13 protein-coding genes are annotated in these 16,961 nt (G+C 73.1%); 9 read left to right on the forward strand and 4 right to left on the reverse strand.

The window, feature by feature from the left end; all coding sequences use genetic code 11:
- Nucleotides 1–77 precede the first annotated feature (77 nt).
- Nucleotides 78–2,321, forward strand: coding sequence for a serine/threonine-protein kinase (locus tag AB0A97_RS28370; protein ID WP_361155131.1), 2,244 nt, complete (start codon nucleotides 78–80; stop codon nucleotides 2,319–2,321).
- Between the two features lie 103 nt (nucleotides 2,322–2,424).
- Here AB0A97_RS28370 and AB0A97_RS28375 read toward each other — a convergent pair whose 3' ends face one another.
- Nucleotides 2,425–3,750 (reverse strand): glycoside hydrolase family 27 protein, encoded by a 1,326-nt coding sequence (locus AB0A97_RS28375; protein ID WP_361155133.1) that lies wholly within the window; start codon nucleotides 3,748–3,750, stop codon nucleotides 2,425–2,427.
- Between the two features lie 154 nt (nucleotides 3,751–3,904).
- Between AB0A97_RS28375 and AB0A97_RS28380 the strand changes: the two genes are divergently transcribed.
- Complete coding sequence (locus tag AB0A97_RS28380) at nucleotides 3,905–5,512, forward strand: NAD(P)/FAD-dependent oxidoreductase (RefSeq protein ID WP_361155135.1); 1,608 nt, start codon at nucleotides 3,905–3,907, stop codon at nucleotides 5,510–5,512.
- 12 nt (nucleotides 5,513–5,524) lie between these two features.
- Here AB0A97_RS28380 and AB0A97_RS28385 read toward each other — a convergent pair whose 3' ends face one another.
- Nucleotides 5,525–6,703, reverse strand: coding sequence for an FAD-dependent oxidoreductase (locus AB0A97_RS28385; protein ID WP_361155136.1), 1,179 nt, complete (start codon nucleotides 6,701–6,703; stop codon nucleotides 5,525–5,527).
- Nucleotides 6,704–7,070: 367 nt separating this feature from the next.
- On the opposite strand from AB0A97_RS28385, the gene AB0A97_RS28390 reads away from it, so the two are divergent.
- The 4 genes from AB0A97_RS28390 (at nucleotide 7,071) to AB0A97_RS28405 (ending at nucleotide 12,435) form a co-directional block, all read left to right on the forward strand.
- Nucleotides 7,071–8,195, forward strand: coding sequence for a nitronate monooxygenase family protein (locus tag AB0A97_RS28390; protein WP_361155138.1), 1,125 nt, complete (start codon nucleotides 7,071–7,073; stop codon nucleotides 8,193–8,195).
- Nucleotides 8,196–8,225: 30 nt separating this feature from the next.
- On the forward strand, nucleotides 8,226–9,791 hold the full coding sequence (locus AB0A97_RS28395; RefSeq protein ID WP_361155140.1) for an acyl-CoA synthetase: 1,566 nt from the start codon (nucleotides 8,226–8,228) through the stop codon (nucleotides 9,789–9,791).
- Nucleotides 9,792–9,903: 112 nt separating this feature from the next.
- Nucleotides 9,904–11,460, forward strand: a complete 1,557-nt coding sequence (locus AB0A97_RS28400) for an acyl-CoA synthetase (protein ID WP_361155142.1) — start codon at nucleotides 9,904–9,906, stop codon at nucleotides 11,458–11,460.
- 180 nt (nucleotides 11,461–11,640) lie between these two features.
- Nucleotides 11,641–12,435 carry a VOC family protein gene (locus AB0A97_RS28405; RefSeq protein ID WP_361155144.1) on the forward strand — a complete coding sequence of 265 codons (795 nt, stop codon included), beginning with the start codon at nucleotides 11,641–11,643 and terminating at the stop codon, nucleotides 12,433–12,435.
- A gap of 66 nt (nucleotides 12,436–12,501) precedes the next feature.
- Here the strand turns inward: AB0A97_RS28405 and AB0A97_RS28410 are convergent, their stop codons facing one another.
- Entirely contained in the window at nucleotides 12,502–12,930 is a 429-nt protein-coding gene (locus AB0A97_RS28410) for a DUF4240 domain-containing protein (protein ID WP_361155145.1), read from the reverse strand.
- 167 nt (nucleotides 12,931–13,097) lie between these two features.
- On the reverse strand, nucleotides 13,098–14,420 hold the full coding sequence (paaK, locus tag AB0A97_RS28415) for a phenylacetate--CoA ligase PaaK (RefSeq protein ID WP_361155147.1): 1,323 nt from the start codon (nucleotides 14,418–14,420) through the stop codon (nucleotides 13,098–13,100).
- Nucleotides 14,421–14,569: 149 nt separating this feature from the next.
- On the opposite strand from paaK, the gene AB0A97_RS28420 reads away from it, so the two are divergent.
- The 3 genes from AB0A97_RS28420 to AB0A97_RS28430 all read left to right on the forward strand — a co-directional run bounded on the left by AB0A97_RS28420 (nucleotide 14,570) and on the right by AB0A97_RS28430 (nucleotide 16,941).
- On the forward strand, nucleotides 14,570–15,268 hold the full coding sequence (locus tag AB0A97_RS28420; RefSeq protein WP_361155149.1) for an alpha/beta hydrolase: 699 nt from the start codon (nucleotides 14,570–14,572) through the stop codon (nucleotides 15,266–15,268).
- A 105-nt stretch (nucleotides 15,269–15,373) separates the two neighbouring features.
- A complete protein-coding gene (locus AB0A97_RS28425; RefSeq protein WP_361155151.1) occupies nucleotides 15,374–15,622 on the forward strand; it encodes a hypothetical protein in 249 nt (82 codons plus the stop codon).
- A 230-nt stretch (nucleotides 15,623–15,852) separates the two neighbouring features.
- Nucleotides 15,853–16,941 carry an RNA polymerase subunit sigma-70 gene (locus AB0A97_RS28430; RefSeq protein WP_361155152.1) on the forward strand — a complete coding sequence of 363 codons (1,089 nt, stop codon included), beginning with the start codon at nucleotides 15,853–15,855 and terminating at the stop codon, nucleotides 16,939–16,941.
- Nucleotides 16,942–16,961: the final 20 nt, after the last annotated feature.

The raw sequence follows: 16,961 nt of genomic DNA on the forward strand, positions 1-16,961 counted from the left end.
GCGGAGCGCCCAGGGGCACCAGGGGGCACCGAGGGGGATCGCGGCGGACGCGGTGGGGACGGGGGCGCGGGCGGGCGATGGTGGAGAGCAGGCTGGTCCAGGGGCGTTACCGGTTGCTCGACCTGATCGGGCGCGGCGGCATGGGCGAGGTGTGGCGGGCGCGGGACGAGTCGCTGGGGCGGCAGGTCGCGGTCAAGTGCCTCAAGCCGCTGGGGCCGCAGCACGATCCGTCGTTCCTGCGGGTGCTGCGGGAGCGCTTCCGGCGGGAGGCGCGGGTAGCGGCGGCCCTTCAGCACCGCGGCATCACGGTCGTCCACGACTTCGGCGAGGACGACGGCATCCTGTTTCTCGTGATGGAGCTGCTCGACGGGCGGAACCTGAGCCAGTTGCTGGAGGACAACCGGCACGATCCGCTGCCCGTACCGGATTTCGCCGACATCGCCGAGCAGGTCGCGGCGGCCCTCGCGTACACCCACGAGCAGGCCATCGTGCACCGTGACCTCAAGCCCGCGAACATCGTGCGGATCGCCGACGGGACGGTGAAGATCTGCGACTTCGGCATCGCCAGGCTGGGGCACGACATCGGCTTCACCGCCCGGCTGACCGGCACCGGCATAGCGATGGGCACACCGCACTACATGTCGCCGGAGCAGATCGGCGCCGGGACGGTCGATCACCGCAGCGATCTGTATTCGCTGGGGTGCGTGCTGTACGAGCTGGCGACGGGGGTGCCGCCGTTCGACCTGGACGATGCCTGGGCGGTGCTCGTCGGCCACCGTGACATGCCGCCGGAGCCGCCGCGCGGCCACCGCCCCGACCTGCCCGAAGCGTACGAGCGCATCGTCCTGGACCTGCTGGCGAAGGACCCCGAGGACCGGCCCCGGGACGCCGCGGAACTGGTGAAACGACTTGTCTCGGCCCGCAGGCCGCCGGAGTACCCCACGGTGGAGGCGACGCTCCCGGCGCGGCCGGACGGGCGCACGCCGACGCGCGCCGCGTACCGCCTGCCGTCCTGGACGCAGGGGATGCGGGGCGGGTCCCCGGCGGGCTCCCGCGTGCCACGGGCGTCCGGTGCCGAGGGCGCCGCCGGGCTCACCGGCTCGTGGACGAGCGGCCTGCCGCCGCTCAGCCGCGACACCCCGGCCCCGTACGTCTCCGAGCGCCCCGCGCCCTCGCCCGGCCACCTCGCCGCGCTGGCCGCCCGCCACAACGCCGGGCTCAGCCTCGGGCGGCTCGGCCGGTGGGCGGAGGCGGGGGAGGTGCACCGCTCGGTCGCCGCCGAACGGGAGCACGCGCTCGGGCCCGACCACCCCGACACCCTCGCCAGCCGGTTCGAGGTGGCCTTCACCCTCGCCCGGTCCGGCCGGCCCGCCGACGCGCTGCGCGAGTACGAGCGGGTGGCCGCCGGGCGCGAACGCAGTCTCGGCCCCGACCACGTGGACACCCTGGCCGCCCGCCAGGAGACGGCGTACGCGCTGGGCCGGCTCGGGCGGCACTTCGAGGCGCACCAGGTGTACGTGTCCGTCCTCGCGGCGCGGGAGCGCACGATGGGCCACGGGCACCCGGACGCGCTGCGCTGCCGGCACAATCTCGCCTTCAACCTCAGCCGTCTCGGCCGCCTGGAGGACGCGTACCGGATGGCGCGCGACGTGGCGTCGGCCCGCGCCCGGGTGCTGGGGGCGCAGCACCCCGACACGCTCGTGACGCGGTACGAAGTGGCGTACCTGCTCGGCCAGTTGGGGCGCTGGGCGGAAGCGTTGCAGACATACCGGGAGGTGGCCGCCGACCGCGCCCAGGCGCTGGGGCCCGGTCATCCGGACACGCTCGCCGCCCGCTACGAGGTCGGCATAAGCCTGGGACGCCTCGGACGCAGCGCCGAGGCGCTGGAGCTGTACCGGGACCTCGTCGACGCCCGTACGGCCGCGCAGGGGCCCGCCGACCCCGAGACGCTGCGCGCCCGGCACGGCCTCGGTGTCAATCTCGGCCGCCTCGGCCGCTGGGAGGAGGCGCTGGCCGAGGCCCGGTCGGTGGCCGCGCTGCGCGAACAGGTGTTGGGCGCCGACCATCCCGACACCCTCGTCAGCCGCCGGGAGATCGCCGTCGCCCTGGGGTGGCTGGGCCGCTGGCCCGACGCGCTGGCCGTCTACCGGCAGGTCGCGGCGGCCCGCGAACGGGTGCTGGGCGCCGACCACCCCGACGCCCTCGCCAGCCGCGGTGACGAGGCCCAGTGCCTGGAGCAACTGGGGCGCTCCGCCGAGGCGGTGGCGCTGTACCGCCGGGTCGCCGCGCTGCGGCAGCGGCGTGCGCCGGGCCGGGGGTGAAGGAGGGCTGCGCCTTCGGTCCCGGCCCGGCGGCCCGCTCGGCTGCCCGAGGCACCGGCCCCGGCGGCCGTTCAGTGCCTTCGGGCACCGGCCCGGCGGCCGGTCAGCGCACCGGGTGCACCCGGTAGAGCACCGTCGCGTGCGCCGGTACCCGTGCGGAGATCTCCCCGTCGGTGTGGGAGGTGCGCTTGGTGACCAGGTCGCGCAGCTCGTACCTGCCCGCCTTCCGCAGACCGGCCGTCTTCGACGTGGTGGACAGCGTCCGCGGCGCGTCGCCCGAGTTGAAGAGCGCGACGGCCCGGTCACCGTTCTGCAGCGGCTTGGACAGGATGTCGTACCCGGGCCCCTGCTGGACCACGCGCCCCTGGACGCCCTTCGGGTCCTGGTCCACGGCGATGACGTCCCGGTTGCCGAGGACCCGCAGCGCGGCCGGTGAGATCTTCGTCAGGTCCGTGCTGGAGATCAGCGGTGCGGCCATCACGGCCCACAGCGCCATCTGGCTCTGGATCTGCCGGGTGGACAGTCCGGAGTCGCCGGCCAGCAGGAAGTCGGGGTCGTTCCAGCGACCCGGCCGCTGGAAGGATGCCAGCTTGGCGTTGTACGCGTAGTTGTACTTGATCGACGACCACTTCCTGGCCCCGCTGTGCTTCTCCACCGCGATGTCGCGGCCCTCCCGCCACAGGTTGCCGACCTGCGAAGACCAGCGGATGACCTGGTGCCAGACCCGGTCGCCGTCGTACTGGAAGTAGGCGGGCGCCGACACCGAGAAGACGATGTCGCGGCCGGTCTTCCGCAGGGCCTGGCTGACCGCCCGGTAGGCATCCTGGTAGGTCCGCTCCTTCGTCTTGCCGGGGGCGGTGGGCAGGTTGCACCCGTCCATCTTCAGGTAGTCGACCTTCCACTTCGCGAAGAGGTCGGCGTCCTGCTGGTAGTGGCCGAAGCTGCCCGGGTACTTCTCGCAGGTCAGCTTGCCGACGTCCTCGTAGATGCCGAACTTCAGTCCCATCCGGTGCAGTTCGCGCCCGACGTACGCCATACCGCGCGGGAACCGGGCCGGGTCCGGGACGAGGTTGCCCCTGGCGTCGCGCTGCTTGAGCATCCAGCAGTCGTCGACGGTGACCGTGTCGTAGCCCTTGGCCGCGAGACCGGACTTCACCAGGGCCCGTGCGTTGCCGAGGATCACCTTCTCGTCGATGTCGCACATGTAGTACGACCAGTTGTTCCAGCCCATCGGGGGTCTCGGGGTGAGGTTCGGGTAGACCGCCGCGGCCCGCGCGCCGGACGGGGGCCCGGCCGGGCCGGGAGCCGTGGGGGTGGCCGCCGCCGGGAGGGCGGCGGCCGCGGACAGGACACCCGCCGCGCACAGGGCGGCGGCGCTCAGGCGGGTCAGGGTGCGCCTCGGGGGACGCGTTGCCGACGAAACGTGCACAGGTCACCTCACGGGGGGACGGAGCAGGCCGATACAACGCATCGTCGGACGTTAGGAACGTAGGAGGAGGGCGGGCAAGGCGCCGCGCTGCGGGGGTCACGGAATTCAGCCGTCCGCACCTGGCGGCGCCGATCACCGCGTGCTACCAAGAGACATGCCGGAACGGACTTCGTACGACGTGGTCATCGTCGGCGGCGGGCACAACGGCCTGGTCGCCGCCGCCTACCTCGCCCGCGCCGGGCGCCGGGTGCTGGTCCTGGAGCGGCTCGGCCACACCGGCGGCGCCGCGGTCTCCGAGCGCGCCTTCCGCGGCGTGGACGCACGGCTGTCCCGCTACTCCTACCTCGTCAGCCTGCTGCCGCCGAAGATCGTGGACGACCTCGGCCTGCGCTTCGCGGTCCGCCGGCGCTCGGTCTCCTCCTACACCCCCGCGGTCCGCGGCGGCCGCCCCACGGGCCTGTACGTGAGCACCGACGAGGCCGCGACCCGCGCCTCGTTCGCCCGGATCACCGGCTCGGAGCGGGAGTACGCGGCCTGGCGGCGGTTCTACGGCATGACCCGGCGGGTCGCTGAACGTGTCTTCCCCACCCTCACCGAACCGCTGCCGACCCGCGCCGCGCTGCGCGCCCGGATCGGCGACGACACGGCCTGGGAGGCGCTGTTCGAGCGGCCGCTCGGCGAGACGGTCGAGTCGGTGTTCGATGACGACCTGGTACGGGGCGTGGTGCTCACGGACGGTTTGATCGGCACGTTCGCGCACGCCCACGACCCGACGCTGGCGCAGAATCGTTGCTTCCTCTACCACGTCATCGGTGGCGGCACCGGCGACTGGGACGTACCGATCGGCGGTATGGGCGCCCTGACCGACGCGCTCGCCGACGCCGCGCGCAAAGCCGGCGCGGAGATCGTCACCGACTGCCCGGTGACCGGCATCGCCACCGACGGCCGCACGGCCGAGGTGACCGGCGCGCACGGTACGGTCGGCGCGCGGCACGTCCTGTTCAACGCCGCCCCGCAGGTCCTCGCCGGGCTCCTCGGCCAGCCGTCCCCGCAGCCCGCCGAGGGCGCCCAGCTCAAGGTCAACATGCTGCTCACCCGGCTGCCCCGGCTGCGGGACACCGGTGTCGACCCGCGGCTGGCCTTCTCCGGAACCTTCCACGTCGCCGAGGGCTACCAGCAACTGGAGACCGCCTACCGGCAGGCGGCCGCCGGCGAACTCCCCGCCGCGCCGCCGTCGGAGATCTACTGCCACTCCCTGACGGATCCCTCCATCCTCGGCTCCGACCTGGTACGCCAGGGCTACCAGACGCTGACCCTCTTCGGCCTGCACACCCCGGCCCGGCTCTTCGCCGAGGACCACGACGGCACCCGGGAGCGCCTGCTCACGGCGACCCTCGCCCAGCTCGACGCCGTACTGGCCGAACCGCTCACCGACTGCCTGGCCGCCGACGCGGACGGCCGCCCGTGCATCGAGGCCCGCACCCCGCTCGACCTGGAACGCGACCTCTGTCTGCCGGGCGGCAACATCTTCCACCGCGAGCTGGCCTTTCCGTACCGGGTGGAGGACAGCGCGGAGGACGGCACGAAAGCCGGCGCGGAGGTGGACGGCACGGCGAACGGCGCGGACGGCCCGGCGGCCCGGTGGGGGGTGCGGACCGCGCACGCCAATGTGCTGCTGTGCGGGGCGGGCGCGGTCCGGGGCGGCGGGGTGAGCGGCGTGCCGGGGCACAACGCCGCCATGGCCGTGCTCGGTCAGGAGTGACGCCCGGGGCCCTCAAGCGGCGCCCGCGGTCCCGCGGCCGGTGACCCCGGCCGCCCGCAGCGCCCCCGCGGCGGCCCGTACGGCGCTGTTGATCGCGATCTCACCGCGCATTCCGGGCGCCGCGACCATGTCCCCCGCCAGGAAGACCCCGTCCCCGCGGTCGATCGCCGGGCGGTCCCGCCAGGTCAGCCCCGGCAGGTCCAGAGCACCGGTACGGCCGCGCGCGGTGCCCTGGCGGTGCCACACCGCGCGGTCGCGCCACCCGGGTACGGTCAGTCCGGCGAAACGTTCCAGCCGCTGTCGTGCGTCGGTCAGGCTCTCCCCGCCGCGTACGGGCATGTCCAACTGGAACAGCGACGTGCCGGGCGGCGCGGTGGTCGGGTCCTGCATCGAGTAGCTCTCGTGGAAGCCGCCCGCGTCGAGATCGAAGGCGAGGAAACGATCCCGCGCGCTGCTGGGCACCGCGAGGTCCAGCAGGACGCAATGACCGCTCTCCCAGCGCAGTGCGGCGTCGGCCAACAGGGCGCGTGCGGAGGAGAGTTCCGTGGCGACGATGGTGGGACGGTCCGGGAGCGCGGTGAGCCGGGAGCCCAGCTCGACGCGTACGCCGAGCTCCCGGGCGCGGCCCGCCAGCCGGTCCACGACCGCCTGCCAGCCTCCGGCCACCCAGCGCACGGTCGGCACGCCGGGCGCGAACACCCGGCGGACCAGCTCCCACACGAACGCCGCCGAGAGCCGCCCGGTGTCCGCGTCGTACGTCACGACGGCGATCGCGTTGGCCGCGGCGCGCGCCGCCTCCTCGCCGAAGTGCCGGGACGCCCAACCGTGGAAGTCCTCGTCCACGGGGGCGGTACGGGACCGGCCCACCGTGATCATCCGCAGGAACCCGGCCGGCGGCCGGAGGGTGCGCCGCCCGTCCCGTACGAAGGAGACCCGCAACAGGTCGCGGGCGGACGGACGGACCGGCCGGCCGGTCAGGCCACGCTCCGCGAGCCAGGTCCAGTGCGGGCCGTCGCAGTAGAAGACGTGCGGCCCCTCGTGGGCGACGTAGGGCGCGGCCGTGGCGCGTCCGCGCCCGCCCAGGGAGCCGTGCGCCTCGTGGAGCGTCACGGCCGCCCCGGCCTCCGCGCAGGCGATGGCGGCCACCAGGCCCGCCGTGCCGCCGCCGATGACGGTGATGTCCGTCCGCATGATGTGCCTCCTGGGTCCGCTGTGCAGGTGTCCGCCCTTCCGGACGGATCGCGCCCGGCGGATGTGACACGGGGGCGCGCTGCCCTTGCGGGAGCTGGCCTGCCCTAACGGGGCCGCGCTGTCCATACGGGAGCCGTGCTGTCCTTACGGGGCCGCGCTGTCCTTACGGGAGCTGCCCTGTCCTTACGGGGGTCGCCCTGCCCTAACGGGAGCTGCGCCGTCTCCTCACAGGAGCTGCGCTGTCTCCTTCCGGGAGCTGCGCCGTCCTCACGGAAGCCGCCCCGCCCTACAGATGTCCCGCTGCCTTTTCCTGACGGGGCATCAGAAAACCCTTCCCCCGGACGCGTCCCTGCGGCATCCTGCCGCCATGCAGACGGAGCTGAGCAACCGGCTGGGAGTCGAGCACGCCGTCTTCGGGTTCACCCCGTTCCCGGCGGTGGCCGCCGCGATCACCCGCGCCGGGGGCTTCGGCGTGCTCGGCGCGGTCCGTTACACGGCCGCCGACGAACTGGCCCGCGACCTGGACTGGATCGAGCGGCACACCGACGGTAAACCGTACGGCCTCGACGTCGTGATGCCCGCGAAAAAGGTCGAGGGTGTCACGGAGGCGGACATCGAGGCGATGATCCCGCCCGAGCACCGCCGCTTCGTCGCGCGGACCCTGGCCGCACACCAGGTGCCCGAACTGCCCCCGGGCGAGGCGTCCGGCTGGCGCATCACCGGCTGGCTGGAGCAGGTCGCCCGCTCCCAGCTCGACGTCGCCTTCGAATACCCGATCAAACTCCTGGCCAACGCGCTCGGCTCACCCCCCGCCGACGTGGTCGAGCGCGCCCACGCGCACGGCGTCCTCGTAGCCGCCCTCGCGGGCAGCCCCCGGCACGCGCGGCACCACCGGGACGCCGGTATCGACATCGTCGTCGCCCAGGGCTACGAGGCCGGCGGCCACACCGGCGAAATCGCCACCATGGTGCTCACCCCCGAAGTCGTCCGTGCGGTCGACCCGCTGCCCGTGCTCGCGGCCGGCGGCATCGGTACGGGCGAACAGGTGGCCGCCGGGCTGGCCCTGGGCGCCCAAGGCGTCTGGCTCGGATCCGTCTGGCTGACCACCGAGGAGGCCGGGCTGCACTCCCGGCGGCTCACCGAGAAACTGCTCGCGGCGGGCTCCGGCGACACCATCCGCTCGCGCGCGCTGACCGGCAAACCCGCCCGGCAGCTCCGTACGGCGTGGACGGACGCCTGGGACGACCCGTCCAGTCCGGCACCGCTGCCCATGCCCCTCCAGGGACTGCTGGTCGCCGAGGCCGTCTCCCGTATCCAGAAGTACGAGGTCGAGCCGCTGCTCGGCACGCCGGTCGGCCAGATCGTCGGGCAGATGAACTCCGAACGCAGTGTGCAGGCGGTCTTCGACGAGCTGACCCGCGGCTTCGAGCGGGCCGTCGACCGTATCGACCGCATCGCCGGGCGCGCGGCCGGGCGTTCGGCCGAGTTCTGACCACCGGCTCCGAGCCGAGGAGGGACACGTATGTCGGCACCCATGGCGTCACCCACCCCGAACGGCTTCTGGGCGCAGGCCGCCGCCGACCCGGGGCGTACGGTCCTGATCGCCCCGGACGGCGAGGAGTGGACCGCCGCCCGGCTGCACGCCGCCTGCAACCGCCTGGTGCACGGCCTGCGCGCCGCGGGCCTGGAGCGGGGCGACGCGTTCGCGGTGGTGCTGCCCAACGGAGTGGAGCTGTTCACCGCCTATCTCGCCGCCACCCAGGCGGGCTTCTACCTCGTACCGGTCAACCACCACGCGGTCGGCCCGGAGATCGCCTGGATCGCCGGGGACGCGGAAGCCAAGGTCCTGATCGCGCACGAACGGTTCGCCGGCGCGGCCCGCGCCGCCGCCGACGAGGCGGGACTGCCACCGCGACACTGCTATTCCGTCGGCGAGGTGCCCGGGTTCCGCCCGTACTCCGCACTCCTCGACGGGCAGCCGGAGACCGCGCCCGACGACCGCACTCTCGGCTGGGTCATGAACTACACCTCCGGCACCACCGGCCGCCCCCGCGGCATCCGCCGCCCGCTCCCCGGGAGGCTGCCCGAGGAGTCCCCGCTCGGCGGCTTCCTCGGCATCTTCGGCATCCGCCCCTTCGGCGGCAACGTGCACCTGGTGTGCTCACCGCTGTACCACACGGCCGTACTCCAATTCGCCGGCGCCTCCCTGCACATCGGGCACCAGGTCGTCCTGATGGACAAGTGGACGCCCGAGGAGATGCTGCGCCTGATCGACACGTACCGCTGCACCCACACGCACATGGTGCCGACCCAGTTCCACCGTCTGCTCGCCCTCCCGGAGGAGGTACGGGCACGCTACGACGTGACCTCGATGCGGCACGCGATCCACGGCGCCGCGCCCTGTCCCGACCACGTCAAACGGGCCATGATCGACTGGTGGGGGAGCTGCGTCGAGGAGTACTACGCGGCGAGCGAGGGCGGCGGCGCCTTCGCCACGGCCGAGGACTGGCTCAAGAAGCCCGGTACGGTCGGCAGGGCCTGGCCCATCAGCGAACTGGCGGTCTTCGACGACGACGGCGAGCGCCTGCCGCCCGGCGAACTGGGCACCGTCTACATGAAGATGACCACCGGCGGCTTCAGCTACCACAAGGACGAGAACAAGACCCGCGAGAACCGCATCGGCGACTTCTTCACCGTCGGCGACCTCGGGCACCTGGACGAGGACGGCTACCTCTTCCTCCGGGACCGCAAGATCGACATGATCATCTCGGGTGGCGTCAACATCTACCCCGCCGAGATCGAGGCCGCCCTGCTCGCCCATCCCGCCGTCGCCGACGCGGCCGCCTTCGGCATCCCGCACGACGACTGGGGCGAGCAGGTCAAGGCCGTCGTCGAACCCGCCGACGGCTACGCGCCGGAGCCGGCGCTCGCCGACGCGATCCTGGCCCACTGCGCGGAGCGGCTGGCGGGCTACAAGTGCCCCAGGTCGGTCGACTTCGTCGCGACCCTGCCCCGCGACCCGAACGGCAAGCTGTACAAGCGGCGGCTCCGTGATCCGTACTGGGCGGGGCGGGGGCGCGTCGTGTAGCCGGGAGCGGCGGTGTCCCCGTGTCCCTGTGCCCATGACCTGTCGGGGGGCGTCCTCGACCTGTCGGGGGGTGTCCTTGACCTGTCGCGGGCCGGGGCACAGGATCGCGCCCATGACGGGAGTACGGACGAACACGGTCGACGGCGTCCTGCGGCGCAGCGCGCGCCGGACACCCGAGCGCACGGCGGTGATCCACGGCGACCGGCTCTGGACCTACCGCGAACTGGACGACGCGGTGACGGCCGCCGCGTACGCCCTGCTGGACACGGGGCTCCGGCCCGGCGACCGGGTCGCCGCGTACGGGCACAACTCCGACGCGTACGTGATCGGCTTCCTGGCCTGCGCCCGCGCGGGCCTGGTGCACGTACCCGTCAACCACCACCTCGTCCGTGACGAACTGCGCTACATCGTCGAACAGTCGGGCAGCACCCTCGTCCTCACCGACCCCGCTCTGGAGCACCGGCTGCCGTCCGGAGCACGCACCATGCCGCTGCGCGACGCCACCGGCTCCCTTCTGGAACGCGCGCGGCAAGGGCCGCCGGAGGGGACAGCGGACCTGCCCGCGGGTGGCTCGGACGACTCGTACGGTCCGTACGGCTCAAGCTCCGACGACCTGGCCCAGCTCCTCTACACCTCCGGCACGACCGGGCTGCCCAAGGGCGCGATGATGACGCACGGCGCGCTGGTGCACGCGTACGCGTCCGCCGTCGCCGCCCTGGATCTCAAGGCCGCCGACCGGCCCGTGCACTGCCTGCCGCTCTACCATTCGGCGCAACTGCACGTCTTCCTGATGCCGTACCTGGCCGTGGGCGCGGTGAACGTCATCCTCGACGCCCCGGACCCGCAGCGGATCTTCGACCTGGTGGAGGCGGGCCGGGCCGACAGCCTCTTCGCGCCGCCCACCGTCTGGATCGGCCTCTCACAGCACCCGGGGTTCGGCACACGGGACCTCAGCGGCCTGCGCAAGGCGTACTACGGCGCCTCCGTCATGCCGGTGCCCGTGCTGGAACGGCTGCGCGCCCGGCTGCCCGGCCTCGCCTTCTACAACTGTTTCGGGCAGAGCGAGATCGGCCCGCTGGCCACCGTCCTGGGGCCGGACGAGCACGAGGGGCGGATGGACTCGTGCGGCCGCCCGGTGCTGTTCGTGGAGGCCCGGGTGGTGGACGAACACGGCACCGAAGTGCCGGACGGCACCCCCGGGGAGATCGTCTACCGCTCGCCCCAACTGTGCTCGGGCTACTGGGACAAGCCGGAGGAGACCGCGGCGGCCTTCCGGGACGGCTGGTTCCGCTCGGGGGACCTGGCGACGCGCGACGCGGCCGGCTGCTTCACCGTCGTCGACCGGGTCAAGGACGTCATCAACTCGGGCGGTGTACTGGTCGCCTCGCGGCAGGTCGAGGACGCGCTGTACGCGCATCCCGCGGTCGCCGAGGTGGCGGTGATCGGGCTGCCGGACGAGCGCTGGATCGAGGCGGTGACCGCCGTGGTCGTACCGCGGGCGGAGGCCGGGGTGCCGGGGGAGGCGGAGCTGATCGCGGTCGCGCGGGAGCGGCTGGCCGGATTCCAGGTGCCCAAGCGGGTGCTGTTCGTCGAGGCGCTCCCGCGCAACGCCAGCGGCAAGATCCTCAAGCGGGAACTCCGGGACCGGTTCCGCTCCGGCGGAGCGTGAGCGGCCGATCGTGTTCCGGGCGGCCGCCGAGGGCGATTGTCAGACCCCCCTGCCATGCTGAGAAGTGCCGGGGGAAAGGCACCGACCGACACCGCGTGTTCCCCGGTGACGAGGGCGTACGTGCTCGCTCGGCGGCCGCCCGCGTCGCGGCACGACGACCGCACGCCGGAGGAGATCACCATGCTCACGACCCAGTACGTCCCAGGCGCGCCGAACTGGCTCGACCTCGGGGCCACCGACATCGACGCGGCCGTCGCGTTCTACGGCGGCGTCTTCGGCTGGACCTTCCGCTCGGCCGGCCCCGACGCCGGTGGGTACGGCTTCTTCCAGCTCGACGGGAAGACCGTCGCCGGGGCCGGACCACTGACCGAGGAGGGCGCGAGGCCGGCCTGGACCGTCCACTTCCACAGCCCCGACGTGGACGCCCTGGCCAAGACCGTGGAGCAGGCCGGCGGTACGGTCCGCTTCGGCCCGTGCGACGTCTTCACCGCCGGCCGGCTGGCCGGGTTCACCGACCCGGCCGGCGCCGAGTTCGCGGTCTGGCAGCCCGGCGACGTCCCGGGGATGGAAGTGGTCGGCGCCTCGAACGCCGTCTGCTGGACCGAGCTCTACACGACCGACCCGGCCGCCGCGAAGAACTTCTACCGCACGGTCTTCGGGTGGGAGACGGCCGACAACGCGATGGGCGAGAACCTGGTCTACACGGTCGCCTCGCCCGCCGGCACCGACCCGAACGGCGACGCGGGCCACGCCGGCATCACGCAACTGCCTCCCGAGAACCTCGCGGCGGGCTCCACGTCGGAGTGGCACCCGTACTTCGCCGTGGAGGACTGCGACGCGACGGCCGCCGCCTCCACGGAACGCGGCGCGACGGCCCTCGTCCCGCCGGTGGACGCCGAAGGCATAGGCAGGCTGGCCATGCTGCGGGATCCGTTCGGCGCTCCGTACGCGCTGCTCACGCCGAGCCCGAGGTAGGGAGACCGGGGGAGGCCGACCAGGGAGGCACCAGGGGAGCGCCGTCAGGCTGGGCCAGAGGCGTGTTCAGGCGGCCCAGCCGCTGGTGTTCGAGTACGACTCGTAGCAATAGCGGGTGTTGCGGTCCCATTCTTCGCCGGTGATGCGTTCGTAGGCCTGGTCCGGTGCGTAGAGCAGGCTCTCGGCCCGGACGAGGTCGGTGGCGAACGGGGTGAAGGTGCGCGGGTCCCGCAGTACGCCTTCGAACACCTCACGGCCGGCGGCGACGACTGCGCAGCGCGTGTAGAGGAACGAGTCACCGGAGAGGCCCAGACCGAGCTCCTTGCGGTCCAGGCGGTAAAGGGCCCAGGACAGGTGCTCGGCGAAGCCGGTGACCACGAACACCGGGGACCGGGCAAGGTGCTCGGTCAGCGCGGCCGCGAGGCGTTCGGAGTCAGGGTCCGGCCCGGTGGGCCTGCATGCGTCGATGAGCTGCCAGAAGGTGTCTTCGTTCATGGCAGTGAGCATGACGCAGGGGTCTGACATTCCGGGGCCGTGGCCACGGTGGCAGGACTGCGCGGCTTCCCGACGGACGGTGCGCCGCCCGCCGGGAAGCTGCGGCTCCGCGTCTCCGGATCTCCGGGCCTCCGGCAGTCGGATGAGAGCGGGCCGACATCTGCTCCTCAGCCGCGGGCGTCCACGATGCGTTTCAGTTTGCCGACGGAGCGTTCCAGGGTCTCCGGGTCGACGATGTCCACGGCGACCGAGACACCGATGCCGTCCTTGACGCCGCGGATGATCCGGCCGACGGCGGCCGTGCGCTCCTCCGGGGTCGCGTCCGGTCGTGCTTCCGCCCGTACGGTCAGGTGGTCCATCCGGCCTTCCCGGGTCAGCCGGAGCTGGAAGTGCGGCGCGACGCCCGGTGTACGCAGCACGATCTCCTCGACCTGGGCGGGGAAGAGGTTCACGCCCCGCAGGATGATCATGTCGTCGCAGCGGCCGGTGATCCTCTCCATCCGGCGGAAGGCGGGCCAGGCGGTGCCGGGCAGCAGCCGGGTCAGGTCCCGGGTGCGGTAGCGGACCACCGGCAGGGCCTCCTTGGTCAGCGAGGTGAACACCAGCTCGCCGTGCTCGCCGTCGGGCAGGGGGACGCCGGTGACCGGATCCACCACTTCCGGATAGAAGTGGTCCTCCCAGATGTGCAGCCCGTCCTTGGTCTCCGCGCACTCCTGCGCGACACCGGGGCCCATCACCTCCGAGAGGCCGTAGATGTCGACCGCGTCGATCGCGAAGCGCTCCTCGATCTCGCGGCGCATCTCCTCCGTCCACGGCTCCGCGCCGAACAGCCCCGTCCTGAGGGAGGTGGTCTTCGGGTCGACGCCCTGCCGTTCGAACTCGTCGAGGAGGGTGAGCAGGTAGGACGGCGTCACCATGATGATCTCGGGGCGGAAGTCCTGGATGATCCGCACCTGCCGCGCGGTCATGCCTCCGGAGGCCGGGACGACCGTACAGCCGAGCCGTTCCGCGCCGTAGTGCGCGCCGAGGCCGCCGGTGAACAGGCCGTACCCGTACGCGATGTGCACCTTGTGGCCGGGCCGGCCGCCCGCCGCGTGGATCGAACGGGCCACGACGTCGGCCCAGACGGCCAGGTCCTGCCCGGTGTAGCCGACGACCGTCGGACGGCCCGTCGTCCCGCTGGAGGCGTGGATGCGGCGGATCTCGTCCTGCGGCACGGCGAACATGCCGAAGGGGTAGTTGGCCCGCAGGTCGTCCTTGACGGTGAAGGGGAAGCGGGAGAGGTCCGCGAGCGACCGGCAGTCCTCGGGGCGGATTCCGGCCCGGTCGAAGGACTGCCGGTAGAAGGGGACGTTCTCGTACGCGTGCCGCAACGAGGCGCGCAGCCGTTCCAGTTGCCGGGCCCGCAGCTCGTCGGCGGACAGTTGCCGCGCGGCGTCGACCGCGCCCGCGTCCGAGTAGGGGCCGAACGTGCCCGTGCCGCCACTCATTTCGTACTCGATCTTCGCGCATCCGGCATGGGTGTCACCGTTCCGTGTCCCGACCGATCAGTCGGTGGCTGAGTGCGCTCCAAGTAATCAGCGGGCGGCGGAACGCGTCAAGGGGCGTGACGAACTCCTGCGCGGGTAGTTTCGAGCGCATGAGTGATGTTCGGAAGGTGCAGGTCGGTGACGTCCGCCTGGCGTACCGGTGCTGGGGTGACGCGGGCGCGCCTCCGGCGGTGCTGCTGCACTGCCTCGGCGAGGACGGTGAGGACTGGCGCGGCGTGGTCGGCCAGCTCGCGGCCACCCACCGGGTGTACGCGCTGGACCTCCGGGGGCACGGGCACAGCGACTGGCCGGGTGAGTACGGCTTCGAGCGGTGGCGCGACGACGTGGCCGGGTTCCTCCGGGAACTGCGGCTCGGACCCGTGGCGCTCGTCGGACACTCCCTCGGCGCGGTCGCCGCGCTGCTGCTGGCCGCCGACCGCCCGGAGCTGGTGGAGCGGCTGGTGCTGGAGGAGGCCGCGCCGCCCCTCCCGGCGGCACCGCCGCAGGAGATCCCGGGCCCGCCACCGGGCCCGCCGGCGTTCGACTGGCAGGCCAAGGTGGCCGTGGTGGCCCAGCGCAACGCGCCGGACCCCGGGTGGTGGGACGGCCTGGCGAAGATCACCGCGCCGACCCTGGTGATCGCCGGCGGCCCCACCAGCCACATCCCGCAGCAGCAGCTCCAGGACATGGCCGCACGCATCCCGGACTGCCGTCTGGTGACGGTCGAGGGGGCGGGGCATCTCGTGCACGAGGAGCGCCCGCTGGAATACCTCGACGCGGTCCGGGCTTTCCTGGTGCCCAACCCCTGAAGATTCCCGGGTGCGGACCGTCGTACGCGCCCACGATCGGCCCAATGCCGCAACGGTGTCCCTTCCCCGTGGTGCGCTGACCGCGCACCCCTCGAAAGGAACATCATGCGTACATCACTTCGTATGACCATCCGTGCGGCGGTCGGTCTGCTGGTCGCCGTGGCCCTGTCCGGCGCGGTACTGCCCGCCGTGGCGCACGCCGACTCGGACGACGGGGCGGGCTCGGGCGCCCGCCCAGCCTCCGGCAGCCACGGAGATTCCGGGGCGCCGTCGAAGAGCGGGTTCCTGTTCCCGGTCGACGGCCTCGCCCAGAACGCCAACGTGGGCGTCACCAGCGTGTCGGACCATGACTGACCGGGCCTGGCCATGACTGACCGGGCCCGACCGGGACCGGCTGGGCCTGATCGGGTCCGGACGGGTCGGACCTGACCGGGACCGGCTGAGCCTGACCGGGGCTGGACGGGTCGGACCTGATCGGGCCGGGGCGTGCCGGGCCCAGCCGGTCTCCGCGCCGACGCCGCCGGCCGCCCGGCCGTATCGTGATCGCCGGGCGGGCGGTGGCGCGATGCCAGGAGGGGGCGGGTATGAGAGCGGAAGAGCGCGCGGGCCAGGGGGCGCGCGGGGAGGACGAGCGGGCGGAGGCCGCGGTCCTTGCGGGGGACGAGCAGGCGTTCGCGCATCTCGCCGAGCGGTACCGGCACGAACTGCGCGTGCACTGCTACCGGATGCTCGGGTCGTTCGACGACGCGGAAGACCTCGTACAGGAAGCCCTGCTGCGGGCCTGGCGCAAGAGGGCGGGCTTCGAGGGGCGGGGGACGTTCCGGGCCTGGCTGTACCGGATCGCGACCCACGCCTGTCTGGACGCGCTGTCCAGCCCGGCCCGCACCAGGGAGATCGCGGTGGCGGTCGACAGCGCGGGCGTGCCGAAACGTTCCGCGCCGGCCGAGGTGACCTGGCTGCAGCCCTACCCCGACGCCCTGCTGGACCTGGCCGCGCCGGACGGCAGCGGCCCGGAGGCCGCGGCGATCGCCAGGGAAACCGTCGAGCTGGCCTTCCTGGCGGCGATCCAGCACCTGCCACCACAGCAGCGGGCCGTGCTGATCCTGCGCGACGTCGTGGGTCTGCCCACCGCGGAGACGGCCGGCATGCTCGAAGTGAGCGGCGCCGCGGTCAAGAGCGCGCTGCAACGCGCCCGCGCCACGCTGCGCGAGCAGTTGCCCGAGCGGCGCACCGACTGGGGGCGGGGCGCCATCGGCCCCACCGAGGCCGAGCGCGCACTTCTCCAGCAGTTCGTCGACGCCTCACGGGCCGCCGATGTCGCGGCGCTGGCCGCCCTGTTGCGTGCGGACGTCCGGCAGACCATGCCGCCCGCCCACCTGGTGTTCGACGGGCGCGCGGCCGTCATCGGCATGTGGCGCGCGGTCCTGGAGGGGGACCAGGCGTGGGGCGACTGGTTCGCCGTGCCGCTCGCCGTGAACCGGCAGCCGGCCGTCGCGAACTACGTACGGCCGCCAGCGGCGTCGGCGTACACCGCGGTCAACATCGACGTTCTGCGTATGGAGCACGGCAGGATCGCCGAGATCACCACCTTCGCGCCGGACCTGCTGCCGGCCCTCGGCCTCGCCTCCGTCCTGACGCCCGCCGAAGTCGAGGACGACCCGGACGGTCAGTGACGCAGATCACTTCCGTCCGC

Origin of the sequence: Streptomyces sp. NPDC045470 (genome assembly GCF_040646595.1) — a bacterium.
Taxonomy (GTDB): domain Bacteria; phylum Actinomycetota; class Actinomycetes; order Streptomycetales; family Streptomycetaceae; genus Streptomyces.